The organism is Qipengyuania pacifica, from assembly GCF_019857205.1.
Lineage (GTDB): Bacteria > Pseudomonadota > Alphaproteobacteria > Sphingomonadales > Sphingomonadaceae > Qipengyuania > Qipengyuania pacifica.
The window spans coordinates 592920-610273 of record NZ_JAHWXO010000001.1; the positions used below are offsets into that span (position 1 = coordinate 592920).

The 17354-nt window shown below is 61.3% G+C and carries 20 protein-coding genes, 1 tRNA gene and 1 riboswitch; of the genes, 7 read left to right on the forward strand and 14 right to left on the reverse strand.

Going from position 1 to position 17354, the window contains the following annotated elements; translation table 11 throughout:
• Positions 1-40: 40 nt before the first annotated feature.
• Genes KYK83_RS02990 through KYK83_RS03005 form a run of 4 tightly spaced genes read left to right on the forward strand, consistent with a single transcriptional unit; the run spans position 41 to position 2544 of the window.
• A complete protein-coding gene (locus KYK83_RS02990) occupies positions 41-331 on the forward strand; it encodes a YggT family protein (protein WP_103024090.1) in 291 nt (96 codons plus the stop codon).
• The gene (gene folD / locus KYK83_RS02995) at positions 331-1227 is read left to right on the forward strand and encodes a bifunctional methylenetetrahydrofolate dehydrogenase/methenyltetrahydrofolate cyclohydrolase FolD (RefSeq protein WP_222827126.1); all 897 of its coding nucleotides are present in this window, start codon (positions 331-333) and stop codon (positions 1225-1227) included. Before KYK83_RS02990 ends, folD begins: the two co-directional genes overlap by 1 nt.
• On the forward strand, positions 1224-1919 hold the full coding sequence (locus KYK83_RS03000) for a Cif family virulence factor (protein ID WP_346729407.1): 696 nt from the start codon (positions 1224-1226) through the stop codon (positions 1917-1919). The genes folD and KYK83_RS03000 overlap by 4 nt, the downstream gene beginning before the upstream one ends.
• Before the next feature lies 1 nt (position 1920).
• A complete protein-coding gene (locus tag KYK83_RS03005; protein WP_103024092.1) occupies positions 1921-2544 on the forward strand; it encodes a MarC family protein in 624 nt (207 codons plus the stop codon).
• A 4-nt stretch (positions 2545-2548) separates the two neighbouring features.
• On the opposite strand, the gene KYK83_RS03010 is transcribed toward KYK83_RS03005, so the two are convergent.
• Both KYK83_RS03010 and KYK83_RS03015 read right to left on the reverse strand, forming a co-directional pair.
• On the reverse strand, positions 2549-3157 hold the full coding sequence (locus tag KYK83_RS03010) for an LON peptidase substrate-binding domain-containing protein (RefSeq protein ID WP_196847955.1): 609 nt from the start codon (positions 3155-3157) through the stop codon (positions 2549-2551).
• A 7-nt stretch (positions 3158-3164) separates the two neighbouring features.
• On the reverse strand, positions 3165-4076 hold the full coding sequence (locus KYK83_RS03015) for a tetratricopeptide repeat protein (RefSeq protein WP_196847954.1): 912 nt from the start codon (positions 4074-4076) through the stop codon (positions 3165-3167).
• A 193-nt stretch (positions 4077-4269) separates the two neighbouring features.
• Between KYK83_RS03015 and KYK83_RS03020 the strand changes: the two genes are divergently transcribed.
• Positions 4270-4344 (forward strand) — tRNA-Gly (locus KYK83_RS03020).
• A 381-nt stretch (positions 4345-4725) separates the two neighbouring features.
• Here the strand turns inward: KYK83_RS03020 and KYK83_RS03025 are convergent.
• On the reverse strand, positions 4726-5223 hold the full coding sequence (locus KYK83_RS03025; RefSeq protein WP_146029899.1) for a hypothetical protein: 498 nt from the start codon (positions 5221-5223) through the stop codon (positions 4726-4728).
• Between the two features lie 66 nt (positions 5224-5289).
• Between KYK83_RS03025 and KYK83_RS17595 the strand changes: the two genes are divergently transcribed.
• On the forward strand, positions 5290-5481 hold the full coding sequence (locus KYK83_RS17595; RefSeq protein ID WP_103025269.1) for a DUF1289 domain-containing protein: 192 nt from the start codon (positions 5290-5292) through the stop codon (positions 5479-5481).
• A complete protein-coding gene (cobU, locus tag KYK83_RS03035; protein WP_103025264.1) occupies positions 5481-5987 on the forward strand; it encodes a bifunctional adenosylcobinamide kinase/adenosylcobinamide-phosphate guanylyltransferase in 507 nt (168 codons plus the stop codon). Before KYK83_RS17595 ends, cobU begins: the two co-directional genes overlap by 1 nt.
• Here cobU and cobD read toward each other — a convergent pair.
• The 11 genes from cobD to cobT form a co-directional block, all read right to left on the reverse strand.
• Positions 5977-6978, reverse strand: coding sequence for a threonine-phosphate decarboxylase CobD (cobD, locus tag KYK83_RS03040; protein ID WP_103025263.1), 1002 nt, complete (start codon positions 6976-6978; stop codon positions 5977-5979). The two genes, cobU and cobD, sit on opposite strands and share 11 nt — an antisense overlap.
• Positions 6975-7919, reverse strand: coding sequence for an adenosylcobinamide-phosphate synthase CbiB (gene cbiB / locus KYK83_RS03045; protein WP_224800621.1), 945 nt, complete (start codon positions 7917-7919; stop codon positions 6975-6977). The genes cobD and cbiB overlap by 4 nt, the downstream gene beginning before the upstream one ends.
• The gene (locus tag KYK83_RS03050) at positions 7919-9379 is read right to left on the reverse strand and encodes a cobyric acid synthase (RefSeq protein WP_103025261.1); all 1461 of its coding nucleotides are present in this window, start codon (positions 9377-9379) and stop codon (positions 7919-7921) included. The genes cbiB and KYK83_RS03050 overlap by 1 nt, the downstream gene beginning before the upstream one ends.
• A gap of 6 nt (positions 9380-9385) precedes the next feature.
• Positions 9386-10159, reverse strand: coding sequence for an ABC transporter ATP-binding protein (locus KYK83_RS03055; protein ID WP_103025268.1), 774 nt, complete (start codon positions 10157-10159; stop codon positions 9386-9388).
• Entirely contained in the window at positions 10156-11133 is a 978-nt protein-coding gene (locus KYK83_RS03060; RefSeq protein WP_222827127.1) for a FecCD family ABC transporter permease, read from the reverse strand. Before KYK83_RS03060 ends, KYK83_RS03055 begins: the two co-directional genes overlap by 4 nt.
• Complete coding sequence (locus KYK83_RS03065) at positions 11130-11957, reverse strand: ABC transporter substrate-binding protein (protein WP_103025259.1); 828 nt, start codon at positions 11955-11957, stop codon at positions 11130-11132. Before KYK83_RS03065 ends, KYK83_RS03060 begins: the two co-directional genes overlap by 4 nt.
• Positions 11958-11960: 3 nt before the next feature.
• Positions 11961-13889 (reverse strand): TonB-dependent receptor plug domain-containing protein, encoded by a 1929-nt coding sequence (locus KYK83_RS03070; protein ID WP_196847015.1) that lies wholly within the window; start codon positions 13887-13889, stop codon positions 11961-11963.
• 162 nt (positions 13890-14051) lie between these two features.
• Positions 14052-14261, reverse strand: a riboswitch (cobalamin riboswitch).
• Positions 14262-14293: 32 nt separating this feature from the next.
• Entirely contained in the window at positions 14294-14899 is a 606-nt protein-coding gene (gene cobO, locus KYK83_RS03075; RefSeq protein WP_103025257.1) for a cob(I)yrinic acid a,c-diamide adenosyltransferase, read from the reverse strand.
• Positions 14896-15429 carry an alpha-ribazole phosphatase family protein gene (cobC, locus tag KYK83_RS03080; RefSeq protein ID WP_103025256.1) on the reverse strand — a complete coding sequence of 178 codons (534 nt, stop codon included), beginning with the start codon at positions 15427-15429 and terminating at the stop codon, positions 14896-14898. The genes cobO and cobC overlap by 4 nt, the downstream gene beginning before the upstream one ends.
• Complete coding sequence (cobS, locus tag KYK83_RS03085; RefSeq protein ID WP_103025255.1) at positions 15420-16172, reverse strand: adenosylcobinamide-GDP ribazoletransferase; 753 nt, start codon at positions 16170-16172, stop codon at positions 15420-15422. Before cobS ends, cobC begins: the two co-directional genes overlap by 10 nt.
• Positions 16169-17167, reverse strand: a complete 999-nt coding sequence (gene cobT, locus KYK83_RS03090; RefSeq protein ID WP_103025267.1) for a nicotinate-nucleotide--dimethylbenzimidazole phosphoribosyltransferase — start codon at positions 17165-17167, stop codon at positions 16169-16171. The genes cobS and cobT overlap by 4 nt, the downstream gene beginning before the upstream one ends.
• Between the last annotated feature and the right edge of the window lie 187 nt (positions 17168-17354).

A 17354-nucleotide genomic window follows, 5' to 3' on the forward strand; every position in this document is an offset into this window, starting at 1 on the left:
ACGCGCAACACGGCACAATTCCACGGGAACGCTCGACGAAATGCAGGCACTCAGCACCGTTTACCAGATCATCGCGATGCTCACCAACATCCTGGTGATGCTGATCATAATCCAGTTCATCATCGGGCTCTTGTTCGCCTTCAACGTGGTGAACCGATCGAACGATTTCCTCGCCAGCTTCTACATGGCGATCAACCGGTTCCTCGAACCGGTCTTGCGGCCGATCCGGAACATTCTTCCCAATACCGGCGCGATCGACTTCTCGCCGCTCGTCCTGATCATCCTGCTGAACGTCGTCCTGATCGTTCTCGGAAATGTGATCCACGGCTGATGACTGCAGAGGTTATTGACGGGAAAGCCTTTGCCGCGCAATTGCGCGAACGTGTCGGCGTCCAGGCTGCTAAGTTCGAACAGCAGGCGGGCCGTAAGGCGGGGCTCGCCGTGGTGCTGGTCGGGGAAGACCCTGCAAGCCAGGTCTATGTGCGCAGCAAGCACAAGGCGACCGTTGCGGCCAACATGGAAAGCTTCGAACATCGTCTGCCCGCGGACACATCCGACGCCGACCTGCTCGCACTGGTGGAGCGGCTGAATAACGATACAGCGGTCGACGGGATACTCGTCCAGTTGCCCTTGCCCGGCCATCTCGATGAACAGGCAGTCATTGCCGCTATCAGCCCGGACAAGGACGTCGATGGGTTTCATGTCATCAATGCAGGCCGGCTGGCCGTTGGCCAGACCGGGTTCGTGCCCTGCACACCACTGGGCTGCATGATGCTGCTTGCCGATCGGCTGGGCGACCTGTCCGGCCTTGAAGCAGTGGTGATTGGACGCTCGAACATCGTCGGCAAGCCCATGGCGCAATTGCTGCTCGATGCGAATGCTACTGTGACCATCGCCCATAGCCGGACCAAGGATCTGCCCGGCGTGGTTCGCCGCGCGGACATCGTTGTCGCCGCCGTTGGTAGACCCGAGATGGTCAAGGGCGACTGGCTAAAGGACGGAGCGACAATCATCGATGTCGGCATCAATCGACTTCCGCCAGAGCCCGGATCAGACAAGGGCCGGCTGGTGGGCGATGTCGATTATGCGGAGGCACAGAATGTCGCATCCGCAATTACCCCCGTGCCGGGAGGAGTGGGGCCGATGACCATTGCGGTGCTGCTGCGCAACACGCTGGTTGCCGCTCATCGCAATGAAGGACTGGACCTCCCGGAAGGCGCATTGTGAGAATTGCCGCGGTCCTACTTGCTCTGGGTGTTGCCAGCTGCGCCGGTGGTTCCGGAGATTACTATTCGCGGCTGCTGAAGCCGGTCGCCAATCCCTCAAGAGTTGTCGCCGCCGAACTCGCCTTTGCAAGAGCGGCGCAGGACAAGGGGCAGTGGACCGCGTTTCGCGATTTTGCACATGACGAAGCCGTCATGTTCGTGCCGGAACCCGTTATTGCGCGTGACTGGCTGAAGGGGCGTGACAACCCCGCACAGGCGGTGAAGTGGCAGCCTCACCACGTATGGTCGAGTTGCGATGGATCGCTGGCAGTGACACGCGGTGCGTGGCAACGCGCCGATGGTACCAACGGCTATTTCACGACGGTCTGGCAACGCCGTGCCGATGGTGAATATCGCTGGAAACTGGATCAGGGCGATACGCTCCAAATGCCACTGGAAGCGCCTGAATTCGTGCGGACTGATATTGCCGATTGTCCCGACAGGGGCATGGCGGCGGAACTGCGCAATCAGGCCGAGCAGTCACGCCCGGCAGGAGGCGGCACCTATTTCGATCAGGTAAGTGGCGACAGCAGCCTGTTTCTCACCTTCGTCGTATCGCCCGATCTGTCACGGCACTGGAAGCTGATGTTGTACAAGGACGGTTCGATGATCGATGCCATGGCCGGAAGCGTAAGCGCGCCGCGGGACGAATGACATGACAGCATTGTTCTTCTCCGCCTTCATCACGCTCTTCGTCGTGATCGATCCTCCGGGCTGCGCCCCGATCTATGCCGGATTGACCAAGGGCGCGACCGCTGCCGAGCGCCGGAATATGGCCATCCGCGCCAGCGGCATCGCCTTGGTGATTCTCCTGGTCTTTGCGCTTTTCGGCGAAGATCTCCTCGGGGCTCTCCATATCGAACTCGACAGCTTTCGTATTGCAGGCGGACTGATGCTGTTCTGGATCGCCTTCGAGATGGTCTTTGAAAAGCGCACGCAGCGGCGCGAGGATCGGGCTCAGAAGGTTGCCGCGACGCCCGAAGTAGAAGACGTGTCGGTCTTTCCCATGGCGATACCCATGCTGGCCGGACCGGGTGCGATTGCCGCCATCATGCTGTTGATGAACGAAGCGCGCGGGTTGCAGCAGGATCTGGTCGTGCTGGCTGCGCTTGCCGCAGTTCTGGCCATTACCATGATCGCGCTGATGGCCGCAGGACCGATTATGCGATTGTTCGGTGACAAGGTGGAGGCGGCGATTACCCGCGTGCTGGGCGTGCTGCTATCGGCCCTGGCGGCGCAATATGTCATTGACGGCTTGCGCAACAGCTTCAGCATCTGAAGCCCTATTGCAAGGTGACGATTTCGTCTCCGTCATCGCGCAGGGCGAAGAACTGCATGAGCTGGATCATCAACTCGCAGCGCTGGGCGAGGTTGGGAGCTTCGAGAAGCGCCTGCTTGCTGGCCGCGTCGAACGGTGCGATCTGGGCTACGCCGTTGATCAGTGTTTCGTCGTCGAGCCGCTCGACCGAATCCCAGTCCACCGAATAACCCTGCATGTCCGCAAAACGCCGAGCCTCGAATTCGAAACCGGCCCGTTCGACGCTGGACAGGACCTCGTCCTCGGCATCGTCGATTATTTCCGCCTCGATTTGCCGGAAACTGGTCCGAACATCCAGTTCGCGCACAAGGCGAAACCGCGTCTCACCATCGAGAACGATGTTATAACGGCCGTCCTCCAGCGCTTCGACATCGCCGATCCGCCCGAGGCAGCCGATATCGTAAAGCGGGGCGCCATCTTTCGACTGCTGTGGCTGGATCATCCCGATCAGGCGATCTTTAGCAAGCGCACTCCCGACAAGCTCGCGATAGCGCGGCTCGAAGATGTGAAGCGGCAATTGCAGGCCGGGAAACAGGATAGCGCCTGGCAGCGGGAAAATGGGGATGCGGATGATCGACCCCCTATCCAAAAAGGATCTTGGAAAGGCGGCGCCGGGTGGCGACTACCCAGGGATCCTCCAGCCCGACCGCTTCGAAAATCTGCAGCAGCTTTGTTCTGGAAGCGCCATCGTTCCATTCCCGGTCGGTTTCGAACATGGCAAGCAGTTCATCGGCCGCCGCATCGCGATGACCTGCTGCAAAGGCTGCTTCTGCGTAATCAAAGCGGGCCTGCATGTCCCCGTCTGCAGCGGCTTCCTTCAGGGCTGTGAGTTCACCTTCGTCGACTCTGTTGCCCGCCAGTTCCAGTGCGCTTCTGGCCTGCTCGATCTGCGGATCGGTAGCGATCGCAGGATTGGTCTCGGCCGCCGATAAAGCCGCCTGAGCCTGTTCCACATGTCCTGCCTGGACCAGCGAACGAACGAGGCCCGCATGGGCTGCCGCATTGTCGGGAGCCATCTGCAGAACCTGGTCGAAAATACCGGCTGCCCGCTCGGCATCTCCATCGGCCAGGATCTGTTCGGCCATCGTGACGAATTGGGAAACGTCCTGCTCCGGCTTGGCGTCCTGCGCGGCACCCGCTTCTATCGGCAATTGCGACAGGATCTGATCCAGTGTCTGCTTCATCTGCGTTTCGCTGCGTGCATTGGTCAGGTCGGCGACCGGCTGCCCCTGAAACAGCGCGTACACGGTCGGTATGGACTGCACCTGGAACTGGGCGGCGATGAACTTTTCTTCATCGACATCGATTTTCTTCAGCACCACGCCCTTGTCGGCATACTCACCGGCAACCTTTTCGAGCATCGGAGCCAGAGCCTTGCACGGACCACACCATTCAGCGTGGAAATCGAGGATCACGAGCTTGGTCATCGACGGTTCGACGACTTCGGTCTTGAAGCGTTCGACCGCCTTCTGCTCATCCATGCTCAGGCCCATGCTCGCCACGTAAGTCCACCTTTCAACTGAAAACCTATCCGCCCCATGTGGGCATTGCGGAGCAAATGTGAAGAAGGAGATGCCACCCTGCAAGCTGCGCAAAAAATCTGCAAATTTCGGCTTGCGGGACTCGTGGACCGCTGCTAGTTGGCCGCCTCCCCACCGGGCCATACGGTTTCGGTAGCGTCAGTGAGCGGGCGTAGCTCAGGGGTAGAGCACAACCTTGCCAAGGTTGGGGTCGGGCGTTCGAATCGCCTCGCCCGCTCCATTTTTCTTTCGAAAATTGAACCGCTTAAGCGGATCGCAAGTTGGCGGATCCTGCTTCCCCGGTCTGTCGGTTACTCCGGGGAAGCACGGGGGAAGCACAATTCGGAGTTTCGTGGCGCACTCTGGCGTTTGCATTGCGGCATTCTGAACCACCCGATTCCAAGGTGCAAGGGTTGGCTTGGCGTATGCCCAGCTTGGAGTGCGGTCGGTGAAAGTATCCAATCTAATTGCCCACTTCGCTTGTCATTTGAAGCGGCGGAATTGGGGCCGAAAGCGGAAAGTCTCATATTTGAGGTTGCAAGGCCAAAGCGGACATTTCGTTGTGGAGATGTCAGCTTGGCATGCATGCGATTTAATCAGTCCAGCTATCCCATAAGCACAATCAAGCCGCATCTTGCTTTCGCCAGCCATCGATCATTCGATTTTTCTTCAGCAAATCGGCGACCCAGTGCGCAGAATACGTTGGAACGGTCACCCGTCGCCCTGTCGTAAAGGTCAGCGTCCCTGACGTTTTCAAGCGGCCATCCTTCGTCCAGCGTAGACGTTCTTGGTTGGAAATCTCCAGCGCCATGCAGATCTCTTTCGGTGTCAGCGCACGAGTGGCGATTGCGTCGAGAATGTCAGCGCTTTCTTCCAGATGCCTTGCGATGCCGTCCTTGCCCTCAGCATTGTCGGAGGAAATCATTATAGTGTTCTCGCCCCAACGGACACGCTCTTGCCGGCTCAGATGCTTTCGTAGCGCTGAGCGTGCCTCTTTCCGGCGCAACCTGAGACTCGGAATACGCGCCAGCAACGCCTCCAAATCTAACGTGGCGGTATGATTGCGCTCACACCAGACGATAGCCGAAAGAAGCCTTTCGCGGCTCATGAGATGCTTCATCGTCCAGTCCCCCAAGACCTGCGCGTTCCTTTGCCAGCTAGGCCAACCATGGTTAGAACCGGCCTCATGCCAACTATTAGCCCTGATGGCACGCAATCGCCGTGCCGGAGTATTTGTAAGCTGTCGGCAGATGATGAGGTCTGCATGGGCTGTGGCCGGACGCTGGATGAGATCGCGCGTTGGTCCGGTATGGCGTGCGACGAGAAACGTTCCGTAAACCGGGCGGCAGCGCGGCGACTAGACGAGGGCTTCACCTGATGGCTTCCGTTCACCTCGTCCTCGGGGGCGCTCGTTCGGGCAAAAGCCGGCACGCTCTTGCGGCAGGCAGTCGATTGCAGGGACCGCACATATTCATCGCCACCGCTCAGGCTTATGATTCCGAAATGACAGAGCGAATTCAAAAGCATCGCGAAGAGCGTGACGAGCATTGGCGGACGGTCGAGTCACCAATCGAACTTGCGCATACGATCGCTTCGCTAAATGAGGGAACGATACTTATCGACTGCTGCACTTTGTGGCTGTCGAACGTGATGCTAGCGGAGCGGGACATCTCCAGCGAAACCGCTGCTCTGATCGACAGCATCACATGCGCAACAGCGGATATCGTGCTTGTCAGTAACGAGGTCGGGTCGGGGATCGTCCCCGAGACAAAGCTCGGCCGAGACTTCCGCGATGAGCAGGGAAGACTGAACCAGCGGCTCGCCGAAATCGCCGACACGGTCGAGCTTGTGGTCGCCGGGATACCGTTGCGGCTCAAGGGTTGAGGGCTTCCGCAAGTCGATCAAACTGCGCAGTATCGGCCGGAAGCCCTATGCGCAGGTGATGATCGTCCCCCGCAAATCGCCGAACGGCGATGCCATGGCGGGCCAGCTTTCGCCATAGAGCAGGTGCATCGGATGCCTGGACGAACCGGAAAAGATCGGTTCCGCCGCGATCATTCAGGCCCGCCGACGCGATCAATGTCCGCAGCTCGTGCATCCGCAGCGCCAAATGTTTGCGGGTTGCCGCCTGCCATTCAACATTTGCATAGGCTGATTTGCCGATAGCCAAGGCCGGTCCGGAAACATCCCAGCCGCCGAGCCTTTCCCCAATTTCGCGCAGAACATCGGGTGGAGCTAGCACCGCACCCAGCCGGAGCCCTGCCAGGCCGTAGAATTTGCCGAAGGATCGCAGCACCATCAGCGCCCGCCTCCCGGCAAACGGAGCGACGCTTTTCGATGGATCGAGATCGGCATAGGCCTCGTCCACGATCAGCCAGCCGCCGCGCTTCGCGAGTCGGGCCCGCGCGTGTTCGATCCGCTCGACAGGCCAGCAATGCCCATCGGGATTATTGGGATTCACGAGCACCACGACATCGGCCTTTTCGACCAGCTCCAGCGGATCCAGCCTTTTTACGACGCTTGCGCCGTCAGATCGCCAGCTTTGCGCGTGATCGGCATAGCTTGGAGCGCGAACCGCCACCGTTTTCGCCCGCAGGATCGACGGCAGTTGGCGGATGGCGACCTCGGTTCCCGCAACCGCGCGGCAGTAGGCAGGATCGCATCCGAACGCACCAGCCATGGCGCTCTCGCAGCTCGCGCGGGCTATCTCGCCCGGCAGCCGTGTCCATGCATCGGTCGGCATCTGGGGCAACGGATAGGCAGCCGGATTGATACCGGTGGACAGGTCGATCCATGGCAGGGGCGCATCGGGAAATGCCCGCGCCATCGCATCGATCCGCCCACCATGGCCGGAAACGAGATCGGGATCGCTCATAGCAAGTGAGCCCATCCAAGCGCAGCTAAAAGCAGAGCGGCGGCAACGACGACCCGCTGATAAAGAGCCAGCGCACGGCGAATATCGGCCGCGTCCGGGTCGCCTGCTTCGGCGTTGAGCCATGGCTCTTCGCTCGTCGCCGCGCCATAGGCTCGTGGGCCAGAAAGCCTGATGCCAAGGGCCCCTGCCATCGCCGACTCCGGCCATCCTGCATTGGGAGAACGGTGCTTGCGGGCGTCGCGAGACATCACCTTTATGGCCCGACCCGAACCAGCACAGAATGTGAATAGGGTCCCCGTCAAACGTGCGGGGATAAGGTTGGCGAGGTCATCCAGCCTGGCGGCGACCTTGCCAAAAGCTTCATATCGCGCATTGCGATGGCCGATCATCGAATCGAGCGTGTTGATCGCCTTGTAGGCAAACAGGCCCGGCAATCCCAAAAGCGCCCCCCAGAACAAGGGCGCGGTGACGCCATCGGAGGTGTTCTCTGCAAGGCTCTCGATAGCAGCTCGAGCGATGGCGGCCTCGTCAAGCTCAGCAGTCTCGCGACCAACGATGCGGCTGAGCGTGCACCGTGCCGCATCGATCCCCGCGCCCTCGAAGGCGCTGGCCACGTCCGCGACGTGATCGTGCAGCGAACGTGCGGCAATCAGGCTGGAGGCAAGAAGAGCCATCAGCACGAAACCTACCCACCCATCAGCCAGGACCAGCTGGATCGCCAGTCCAAGCAGGGCTGCAAGCGCCACCAGAAACAGTATTACGAGACCGCCCATCGCGACCCGCGCGGACCTGCTCCATGCTTCTCGATTGCCCAGACACTCCGCCCGCTCGACCAGCCAGCCGAACCAGCGCACCGGATGCCCGATCCGTCTGTCCAGCGCGTCCGGCCAGCCGAGCAGGGCTTCTACCGCCAGCCCTGCGAGCATGATCCAAGCGGCCATCACCGCGCCAGCGCCAACAGAGCATCCACGTCGAGGGCCGCCCCAAGCCCGTCGGCAAGCTCGTCCAGCGCACTTTCGACACTGTCTTCGTAGTCGAGCGTGCTGCTCCGACCGCTGCACAATCGCTCGAGCCAGCGAGAACGAAACGCATCGCTCGCGAACACGCCGTGGAGATAAGTGCCGATCAGGCGGCCACCTCCCGCGATCGCGCCATCGCAGCTGCCATCCTCGAGCTCGCAGAATGGTCTACTCAGCGCAGGGCCAAGCGAACGACCGGTGTGGATCTCGTATCCTGTCACGTGGTCGCCATGGGCGATCGTGGTTCCGCTCATGGGGCGAACCACTTTCTCGAGGGTCATCATCGTCGTCATATCGAATAGGCCAAGACCGTCCGCCGATCCTGCCAATCCATCTGCCGCGTCGGCGTCTTCGATCCGCTTGCCCAGCATCTGAAACCCGCCGCACAAGCCGACAATGTGCGCTCCCGTGCGCCAGGCGGCGACGATGTCATGGTGCCACCCTTGGTTCCGCAGCATCGCGAGGTCGGCCAAGGTAGACTTGGTGCCCGCGAGAATAATCGCATCCGCCTCTCGCGGAATTGGCTGGCCGGGGGGAATGAAACGGACTTCCACATCCGGCTCGGCGCGCAGCGGATCGAGATCGTCGAAGTTGCTGATCCGCGACAGCATCGGCACGGCAATAAGAATGGCACCGCTTTTCAGTCTGGCTTGGTGCAGCACGACAGCGTCTTCTGCGGGCAGCCGCGCGGCACATTGCAGCCATGGCACGATGCCGAAGCAGCGCCAGCCGCTACGGTCTTCGATGAAGCGCACGCCATCTGTAAAAAGGGTCTGATCACCCCGAAAGCGATTGATGACGAAGCCTGCGATCATCTCGGCATCATCTGCCTCGATGACGGTTCGGGTGCCCACAAGCGATGCGATGACCCCGCCACGATCGATATCGCCGACCAGCACTACGGGAACGTCGGCAGCGCGCGCGAAGCCCATATTGGCGATGTCGCCCTTGCGCAGGTTCACCTCGGCCGGGCTCCCCGCGCCCTCGATTATGACGAGGTCGTGCGCCGATTTCAGGCGGTCGAATGCCTCGATCACCGAGGGAAGCAGGCTTCCCCGATTGGCCATATAGGCCGCCGCTTCCTCGCTGCGCAGGGCTTTCCCATTAAGCACGACTTGCGCACGCCGATCGCCTTCAGGCTTGAGGAGCACGGGATTCATATCAGTCGATGGATCGAGGCCTGCTGCTCTTGCCTGCAAGGCCTGCGCCCGACCGATCTCGCCGCCACCGGGGCAGGCTGCGGCATTGTTCGACATATTCTGCGGCTTGAACGGAGCGACCCCGATCCCCCGGCGCGCTGCGATCCGGCATAGCCCGGCAACCAGCAGCGACTTGCCGACATCCGATCCGGTGCCCTGAAGCATGATCGCGCGCCCGGTCATGCTACGTTATGCAGGGCCGGAGATTTCGAGCCGGGTATGCGCGCCGTCGCTCAGAACCTGAGCGTCGATGCCAAAGACATCGCGCAATCGTGTGGCTGTGAAGGTCTCCTGCGGCGTGCCGTTTGCGACAATTCGGCCTTCGTGCATCCAGAGAACCTTGGAGGCGTAGCGCAGCGCGAGGTCGAGATCATGAATGACCGTCAGGACACTGCGTCCAGCGCGCGTCATGTCGGCGAACAGCTGCATGGTCTGATGCTGGTAGCGCGGATCGAGTGCGGCGACGGGTTCGTCCGCCACAACCAGTGGAGTTTCCGCTGCAAGCGCCCGGGCCAAATGCACGCGCGACAATTCGCCGCCCGAGAGCGTGTCCGCAGCGCGTTCCTCGAAGCCGTCCAACTGGCATACTCGGATCGCGCGCTCCACCGCCTCGCTGTCTTCCTGCGACAAGCGACCAAGGGCAGCGCCATATGCGAACCGCCCGAGCGAAACGACATCGCGAACCGGCTGAGGCCAAACGAGCGGACGCGCTTGCGGCAGATACGCAACGCGGCGAGCGCGCGCTACCGGCGAAAGCATTTCCACCGCCGTTCCATTGATCGAAGAGCGTCCCGCGTCCTTTTCCAACAGGCCTAGCGCAAGACGCAGGAGGGTCGTTTTGCCCGACCCGTTTGGCCCTATGAGCGCGGTCAGCTCGCCCGCGCCGAGAGCAAACGCGGCGTCGGCGATCAGAACCCTGCCGTCGACCGAATAGCCGAGGCCTTCTGCCTCCAGCAGCGTCATGCCAGCCTCCTGCGCGCGGCGATCCATATGAATACTGGGGCGCCCAGCAATGAGGCGACGACGCCGAGCTTCAGCTCGCTATCGGTCGGCAGCACGCGCACGCCGATATCGGCGAACACGAGGATCAGCCCGCCGAGCAGGGCGGAGGGCACCAGTAGCCGCGCGGGATCGTAGCGAAGGAAGGGCCGCACAAGATGCGGTGCGACGATTCCGACGAAGCCGATTGCTCCGGCCAGCGCGACTGCGGCGCCCGTTGCCAGCCCCGCGCCGACAATCACCGCCAGCCGTTGCCGCTGGAGATCCAGCCCCATTCCTTCGGCCGCCTCGTCGCCAAGGGCAAGCGCGGATAGGCCGCGACGGGAGGCCAGCAGAATCGCGACCCCGATCGCCATGAATGGCAGAGCAAATAGCAGGTCGTCGAAGCTGCGATTGTCCACCGTCCCCAACATCCAGTTGACCATGTCCGCGAGGCTGAAGGGGTTGGGAGCAAGGTTCATCAGCAAGGCCATGATTGCCGCCGAGAAACTCGAAAGACCGACGCCGATCAGAATTAACGTAACGACGGAACGCGTGCGGATGGCGGCGAGCGCCACCAGTAGCGTAGCGATCAGCGCGCCAGCTACTGCCGCCAGCGGCAGCACCAGCGGGCCTGCGGTTGCCAGACCGAAATAAAGCACGAAGGTCGCGAATAGTGCGGCGGTGGCCGACACGCCGAGGATACCCGGCTCGGCCAACGGATTTCGCAAGAGGCCCTGCAAGGCCGCGCCGCTCATGCCCAGCGCCGCTCCAACGAAACCTGCGGCGAGGGCGCGCGGCAGGCGGATTTGCCAGACGACCAGTTGATCGCCCTGGCTCGACTGGAATGCGATAGCGCCCAGCACCCGGTCAAGCGGCAAGGGCACCGATCCCAATGCGACCGAGAGGACCAGTGCGCCCACAAGGCTTGCCAGCAATATCGCCACTACCCGGTTCATTGCGCGCCTTCCTTCCCTTCTGCGAGCGCCTCTACCGCATCGATCAGGAACCAGCCCCCGCATGAGGTCCAGGCCCCTTCCAGCGGCACGACTGGCAATTCGCGCAATTGTGCCCGCGCCACCGGATGACGCGCCGCGCTCCAGTTATCGACGTGGTTGGTCTTGCTTTCGAAAAAGGCTGCCGCGATCACGTCGGGCCGGTCATAGGCGAGCCGTTCCAGTGGCAGTGGGTTCCAACCCGGTCGATTCTGAAAATTTCGCAGGCCCGCCGCGACAAACAGTTCATGCACCAGAGTGCCTTCGCCCGCGGTTACGCCTGCCGGGGTCATGTAAAGAACTTCGCGTTGAGGACCGGACCTCTCTGCAAGTGCCTTCAATCGCCGATCCATATCGGCAACGAGCTTTTCGGCCTCATCCGGTTTGCCAAGTTCGGTGCCCACCCGCAGCACCTCATCCCGCACTTCGGCAATCGATTGGGGGAAGCCGATCTGCACGACCGGGACTCCCGGCTCCTTCATGAAATCGGCGATATCGTGCCCGCCACCGTAAGTTCGCACCACCAGATCGGGTTGCAGTGCCAGCACATCTGCCGTGCGCGGACGGACCGTGGGGATCCCTTCGGCCGCCGCCCGCATGTAGGAAAAGCGTTTTCCCGCATCGGGCGACAGCGCAAGGATATCCTCGCGGTCCGCGAACTTCAGGACATACTGGTCGGCGCAGTAGTCGAGGCTGACGATGCGTCGCGGCGCGTCCGCTCCCCGCTCCGCCACCTGCGCACAGGCCGAGAGGAGGCACGCCAGCGCCGCGAGGGTCGTCCGAACCATCGATTACATCCGGTAGCGCACGCCGCCGAACACCGCACGACCAGGTTGGCCGTAGCGGAAGATCGTTTCATACTGCTCGTCGAACAGGTTCTCGATCCGACCGAAAATTTCGATCTGCTCGGTAATGCCAAAGCTCGCCCGAATATCGGTCACCACATAGCCATCGAGGCGGGTGGTGTTGGTGGCATTGTCGAAGCTGTCGCCCGCCACGAACACGGTGGCACCGATGCCGATGCCGTTCTCCATGCGGTAGTCCGCGACCAGACTGATCGTATCCTCCGCACGTCGTGGCAGGCGATTGCCGTTCACATCGTTTCGGGCGTCGATGGTGGTGTAGTTAAGCGCGACGTCGAAGCCATCGGTCGGACGCAGCGCCAGACCGAATTCCCAGCCATCGGCACTTGCGAGTGCGATATTGTCGTATGTGCCGAACGGGCGTGGATTGGCCGGATCCTGACACGCCGGGATCGGATTGCCGGTGCAGCCGACAAACGCGATCAGATTAGTCGCGTCGCGTTCGAAATAAGTGACGCCTACCTCGGCCCGTCCACCGAGGAAATTGTGCGTTATACCGACGTCCCAGTTTTCCGATTCCTCGGGCTCGAGATCGGTATTTCCGAAGTCGCTGAACAATTGGAACAGCGCAGGCGCTTTGAAACCTTCGCCATAACTGCCGCGCAGCACGGTATCGCCGCCGTTGGGCGAATAGGCACCGCTGGCAGCGAAGGTTGTATTATCACCGTAGGTTTCGTGATCGTCGTAGCGAACGCCACCAGTCAGCGAGAGCCCGTCCAACGGCGTCAAATTGAGCTGGCCGTAGACCGAGTTGATCCACACATCATCGCCAATCGCGGGCGCACCGAAACTCGAGCTGAGATACTCCGATTCCTCGCGCTCTGCGCCGAAAACGAGCTCGGCTATGTCGGCTGCGTCGAATACGCCCTGATATTCGTAGCGAAGGTTCTCACCGAAAGCGTCGAAGGTTTCGGAGTTGGTATCGAAGCTGAAATTCCGTCGGTCGATCCTGGTGTATGCAATCCCCAGCCGGTTGCGGAAACGTCCATCCAGGAAGTTGGCATTGATCCCACCATAGCCGACCAAATCGTCGCGGTAGGAAACCTCGTTGGTATCGCCCAAGCCCGTCGCCGTGAAGCCATCGATTTCGGTCTCGCTGTCGGCATAGAAACCGCGCAGATCGATCGAGAAATTCTCGCCCAGCGCGATATCAAACTTGGCGTTTGCGCCAAGGCTTTCGAACCCGTCCGGCTCGGTTCCACCGCGCGCCTCGCTGAATGCGGAGATGCCATCAGTGCGATAGTAATTGCCGCCAACACTCACCCCGACAGGGCCGAACTTGCCAGAAACGTTGCCGACGAGTTCCGCAGTGTCGCGCTCACCATATTCGGCACGCGCGAACACGCCGAGGTCCTCGGTCGGCTCGCGGGTAATCAGGTTCACCACTCCGCCGATCGCTTGGCTGCCGTAGAGCACGCTTTGCGACCCACGCACCACTTCGACCCGCGCGATGTTGCCGGTGAGGGCAGGGCCGAAGTTGAAGCCGCCACCGGTCGAGGACGGGTCGTTGAGCTTTACCCCGTCGATCAGGACGACGGTCTGGTCGCTTTCTGCGCCGCGGATTGAAACGCTCGTGCTGGTGCCGATCCCGCCATTGCGGTTGAATGTAACGCCGGGAACCGTGCGCAGAATATCGAGAACCTCGCTCGGCTGACGGTTCACGATCTCCTCTTCCTCGATCACGGTGACCGATTCACCGACCTGGCTGATCGCACGTTCGGTGCGGTTGGCAGTGACAACGATCGTTTGGGAGTTCACTTCCTCGTCTTCGGGAAGATCGACCGACTGAGCGAACGCGCCGGTCGAACACAGAGCCACGGCCGATGCCGCGACGGACACATAGAATGCGGTTTTCATTGAAATATCCAAAGCCAGCCCACGCGGAGGCTCCGGTGCCCGCATGGTAAACTCGACAGATGGCCCGCCGCCGCTCGAAATGAGCCGCGACACCGGAAACCGGCCTGGCTGTCGTTACTTCGGAAAAAGAATTTTCCTGTCCCACTGGGCTGGACCCGGCCCCGGACGAACGACGCGACGGCAGGTCTCCTGGCTTGCCGATCAACGTCTTCGAACCGTCTTCCCGGCGCCACCCACTGCAGGGCTTAGCCAGTGACATGCTGGTTCGGGACTCCTGGCTCACAGTTGCGGGCACAGCGCCGGTATCTCACCGGCTTCCCTCTTAGCTCCAGGCGATTTATCACCTGCAGCACCGTCTGATCGCGCCAATGCGCGGCATAAACGCCGCTGTCAATCCTTGCAGACTAGAAGTCGATCCCCTGCTGGGCACGAATGCCAGCGCGATAGGCATGCTTGGTCTCGGTCATCTCGGTGACGGTGTCGGCATAGTCGATCAATTCGGGCTTCGCATCGCGCCCGGTCAATATCACTCGCGTATCGCCCCGGCGTTCAAGGGCATCGATGACGGCTTGGGGCGTGAGGTAGTCGTAGCGCAGCGCAATAATGATCTCGTCGAGCACAACCAGCGCGTAGTCACCATTCGCAATCAGTTCGCCCGCCTTTGCGAGCGCCTTCTCGGCAGCCTCGATATCGCGATCCTTGTCCTGTGTATCCCAAGTGAAACCATCGCCCATAACGTGCCAGTCAACCAAATCCGGGAAGCGCGCGAAAAACTGCTTTTCGCCCGTCTTCCATTTCCCTTTGATGAACTGCACTACGGCGACCTTCTGGCCCCACCCAAGCGCACGAGCGATGACGCCGAAGGCAGAGCTCGACTTGCCCTTGCCGTCGCCGGTGTGGACCAGCACCAGGCCGCGCTCCGGATCTTTTAGCTCGCGCCGCCGCTTGGACTGGGCAACCTGCAGTTCCTTCATCCTCGCTGCATGCGTTTCTCTGTCGGTATCGCTCATAGTGCCTCTTTCGGTTCGACGGTCAGGAACTGGCCGAAGCCAAGTTGGATTTCAAACGGGTTTGCACGGCCCAGAACAGCGCTGGCACATCGAACGACGCCGAGATGCGTGACGGCGAGGATATCGGCATCGCAACTCGCCGCATCGCGTAGATAGGCCCGCACCCGCTCGGTCATCTGCGCCACATTCTCACCGCCATGTGGTCGCGCCCCTTCGACATCTTCTGCCCACGCATCGATTTCACCACGCGGAATGGCGTCCCAAGCCTGCATTTCCCAGTTCCCGAAATCGATCTCCATCAGTCTCGGGTCGGCGTGGATGGGAAGGTCGAAATGCGCGGACAGCTGCTCAGCCAGCGCATTGCATCGGGTCAGCGGACTGCTGTCGATCCGTGCGAAGCGGTCGGGCAATGCGGTCACGAGTGAGCGGAGGCTTCCCTCGCCAAGGGCTCGAGCGGGAACATCCGACCGGCCGTAGCATATTCCCGCAGCGATCTCGGGCTGGCCGTGGCGCAGCAGGATCAGAGCCATGCGATCAAGCCTAGGTAGAAGCCGACTTCGCTGATCTGCTGCACAGCGCCAAGGCAATCGCCCGTATAGCCACCCAGCTTGCGCTCGAAGACCAGCCGCGTCAAACCATGGCCGACACACAGACTAACCAGGCCGCACAGCACGGCGCTGGGCCCAAGAACGGTCGCGCCGATTGCGACCGCGGCAATCCCGGTGAGTGTCGCCAGCACCAGCGGAGCTGCTCCGATCCCCTTGGCAACCGGTTTCGCGATCCCGTCGGCGCGTGCATAGCGACTGGTCGCAATCACGATCACTGCCGACAGGCGCGAGGCTCCGTGCGCCACGGGCAGAGCGGCAAGGGCGAGCATGAAGGGCAATTGGGATAGCGCAGCGATTTTGAGCAGCAGGATGAGGAACAGCGCCGCCGCTCCGAACGTTCCGAGCCGGCTGTCGCGCATGATCTCCATCATCCGCTCGGCTGTCGGCGCGCCAAGCCCATCGAACAGGTCGGCCAGCCCATCTTCATGGAAGGCTCCTGTCGCCAGCAGCGTGGCTGCGGTCCCGAAGATTGCAGCGACGAAAGCGCCGCCGATTGTCCAGCCAAGTGCGAAGCCAGCCGCTCCGATGGCGCCGATTGCAAGTCCGACAAGCGGATAAAAGCCGGGTGCGGCCTCGAAATCGCGCTCGTCCAGCTTGGCTGTGGGCAATGGAATCCGCGTGAGAAACACCCACGCGGCAAGCAATGCGAAGAAGGGGCGTTTCATGAAGCCGGAGTAGCGCCGGAAACCCCGGCTTGCGAAAAACTCGCCATTCCGAACAGCGATAGCGCAGCGCGGATCATCGGCACGGCAAGCAATGCACCGGTGCCCTCGCCCAATCGCATGTCCAGATCGAACAAGGGCTCGGCTTCCAACCAATCGAGCAACGCCCGATGTCCGTGCTCGGCCGAGCGATGCGCGTAGACGAAAGCCTTTTCGCAGTCCGGCTCGATCGCCCTTGCAAGCGCGGCGGCAGCGGTGGCGATAAACCCGTCGACGACCACCAGCTTGTCCGATGTCCCGGCACCGATCATCGCGCCCGCCATGGTGCCGATCTCGAAACCGCCGACCTCGGCGAGCGCCTCGATTGGCGCGAGCTCTCCGGTGCGCGCCGCCGCGCGTTCGAGTATCTCTCTCTTATTGGAGAGACCGGTATCGTCGAGACCCGTGCCGCGTCCGACCAACTCGGCGACCGAAATGAAACTCAGCTTGTGCGCCAGCAGGGCCGCTGCGGAAGTGTTGGCAATACCCATCTCGCCAAAACAAACTATCTTGCTCCCGATGCCGCTCGCAAAATGTCGTCCTTGCGTGATTGCCTTGCTCGCCACCTCTGGACTCATCGCAGGCCCCGTAGAGCTGTCGGACGTGCTTCGTCCGAGTGCCATGTCGATCAGTCCATCACGTTGCGCTGGCAAATGCATGATCCCACAATCGACGACAGTGACCGGTATGCCGAACTGCGCTGCGATGGCATTCGCCGCAGCCCCGCCTGCAAGAAAGTTGGCAACCATTTGGCCTGTAACTTCCTGCGGGAATGCCGAAACACCCTGTGCCGCGATGCCATGATCGGCAGCAAAGATGGTCAGCGATGCCGAGGCATTCTCGGGATTAATGTCGCCTATGATCGCCGCAGACTGAACGGCGAGGCTTTCAAGCCGCCCCATTGATCCGGTTGGCTTAGTCTTATCGTCAATCAGACGCTGAAGGTCGGCTCGGGTCATATTCTGCGCGTCTAGCGAATGCAGAATGACTTTGGAACGGCGTGAACTGGGCATACGCACCGAGCGCTTAACGATCATCCAATGGCGGGGGCAGGGCCATCCTACGAGCGCCAAGCTTCTCGCCATTGTGACGTGCCGAGCGAACCGCAGCTTTCAAGTCGAGACGCCTACGATGTGAATGACTGAA

What these genes read in the sequence shown, in the direction of transcription:
- KYK83_RS02990 (WP_103024090.1), top strand. Translation starts at nt 41, where the DNA reads ATGCAGGCACTCAGCACCGTTTACCAGATCATCGCGATGCTCACCAAC.
- folD (WP_222827126.1), top strand. Translation starts at nt 331, where the DNA reads ATGACTGCAGAGGTTATTGACGGGAAAGCCTTTGCCGCGCAATTGCGC.
- KYK83_RS03005 (WP_103024092.1), top strand. Translation starts at nt 1,921, where the DNA reads ATGACAGCATTGTTCTTCTCCGCCTTCATCACGCTCTTCGTCGTGATC.
- KYK83_RS03015 (WP_196847954.1), bottom strand. Translation starts at nt 4,076, where the DNA reads ATGGGCCTGAGCATGGATGAGCAGAAGGCGGTCGAACGCTTCAAGACC.
- KYK83_RS03025 (WP_146029899.1), bottom strand. Translation starts at nt 5,223, where the DNA reads ATGAAGCATCTCATGAGCCGCGAAAGGCTTCTTTCGGCTATCGTCTGG.
- KYK83_RS17595 (WP_103025269.1), top strand. Translation starts at nt 5,290, where the DNA reads ATGCCAACTATTAGCCCTGATGGCACGCAATCGCCGTGCCGGAGTATT.
- cobU (WP_103025264.1), top strand. Translation starts at nt 5,481, where the DNA reads ATGGCTTCCGTTCACCTCGTCCTCGGGGGCGCTCGTTCGGGCAAAAGC.
- cobD (WP_103025263.1), bottom strand. Translation starts at nt 6,978, where the DNA reads ATGAGCGATCCCGATCTCGTTTCCGGCCATGGTGGGCGGATCGATGCG.
- cbiB (WP_224800621.1), bottom strand. Translation starts at nt 7,919, where the DNA reads ATGGCCGCTTGGATCATGCTCGCAGGGCTGGCGGTAGAAGCCCTGCTC.
- KYK83_RS03050 (WP_103025261.1), bottom strand. Translation starts at nt 9,379, where the DNA reads ATGACCGGGCGCGCGATCATGCTTCAGGGCACCGGATCGGATGTCGGC.
- KYK83_RS03055 (WP_103025268.1), bottom strand. Translation starts at nt 10,159, where the DNA reads ATGACGCTGCTGGAGGCAGAAGGCCTCGGCTATTCGGTCGACGGCAGG.
- KYK83_RS03060 (WP_222827127.1), bottom strand. Translation starts at nt 11,133, where the DNA reads ATGAACCGGGTAGTGGCGATATTGCTGGCAAGCCTTGTGGGCGCACTG.
- KYK83_RS03065 (WP_103025259.1), bottom strand. Translation starts at nt 11,957, where the DNA reads ATGGTTCGGACGACCCTCGCGGCGCTGGCGTGCCTCCTCTCGGCCTGT.
- KYK83_RS03070 (WP_196847015.1), bottom strand. Translation starts at nt 13,889, where the DNA reads ATGAAAACCGCATTCTATGTGTCCGTCGCGGCATCGGCCGTGGCTCTG.
- cobO (WP_103025257.1), bottom strand. Translation starts at nt 14,899, where the DNA reads ATGAGCGATACCGACAGAGAAACGCATGCAGCGAGGATGAAGGAACTG.
- cobC (WP_103025256.1), bottom strand. Translation starts at nt 15,429, where the DNA reads ATGGCTCTGATCCTGCTGCGCCACGGCCAGCCCGAGATCGCTGCGGGA.
- cobS (WP_103025255.1), bottom strand. Translation starts at nt 16,172, where the DNA reads ATGAAACGCCCCTTCTTCGCATTGCTTGCCGCGTGGGTGTTTCTCACG.
- cobT (WP_103025267.1), bottom strand. Translation starts at nt 17,167, where the DNA reads ATGACCCGAGCCGACCTTCAGCGTCTGATTGACGATAAGACTAAGCCA.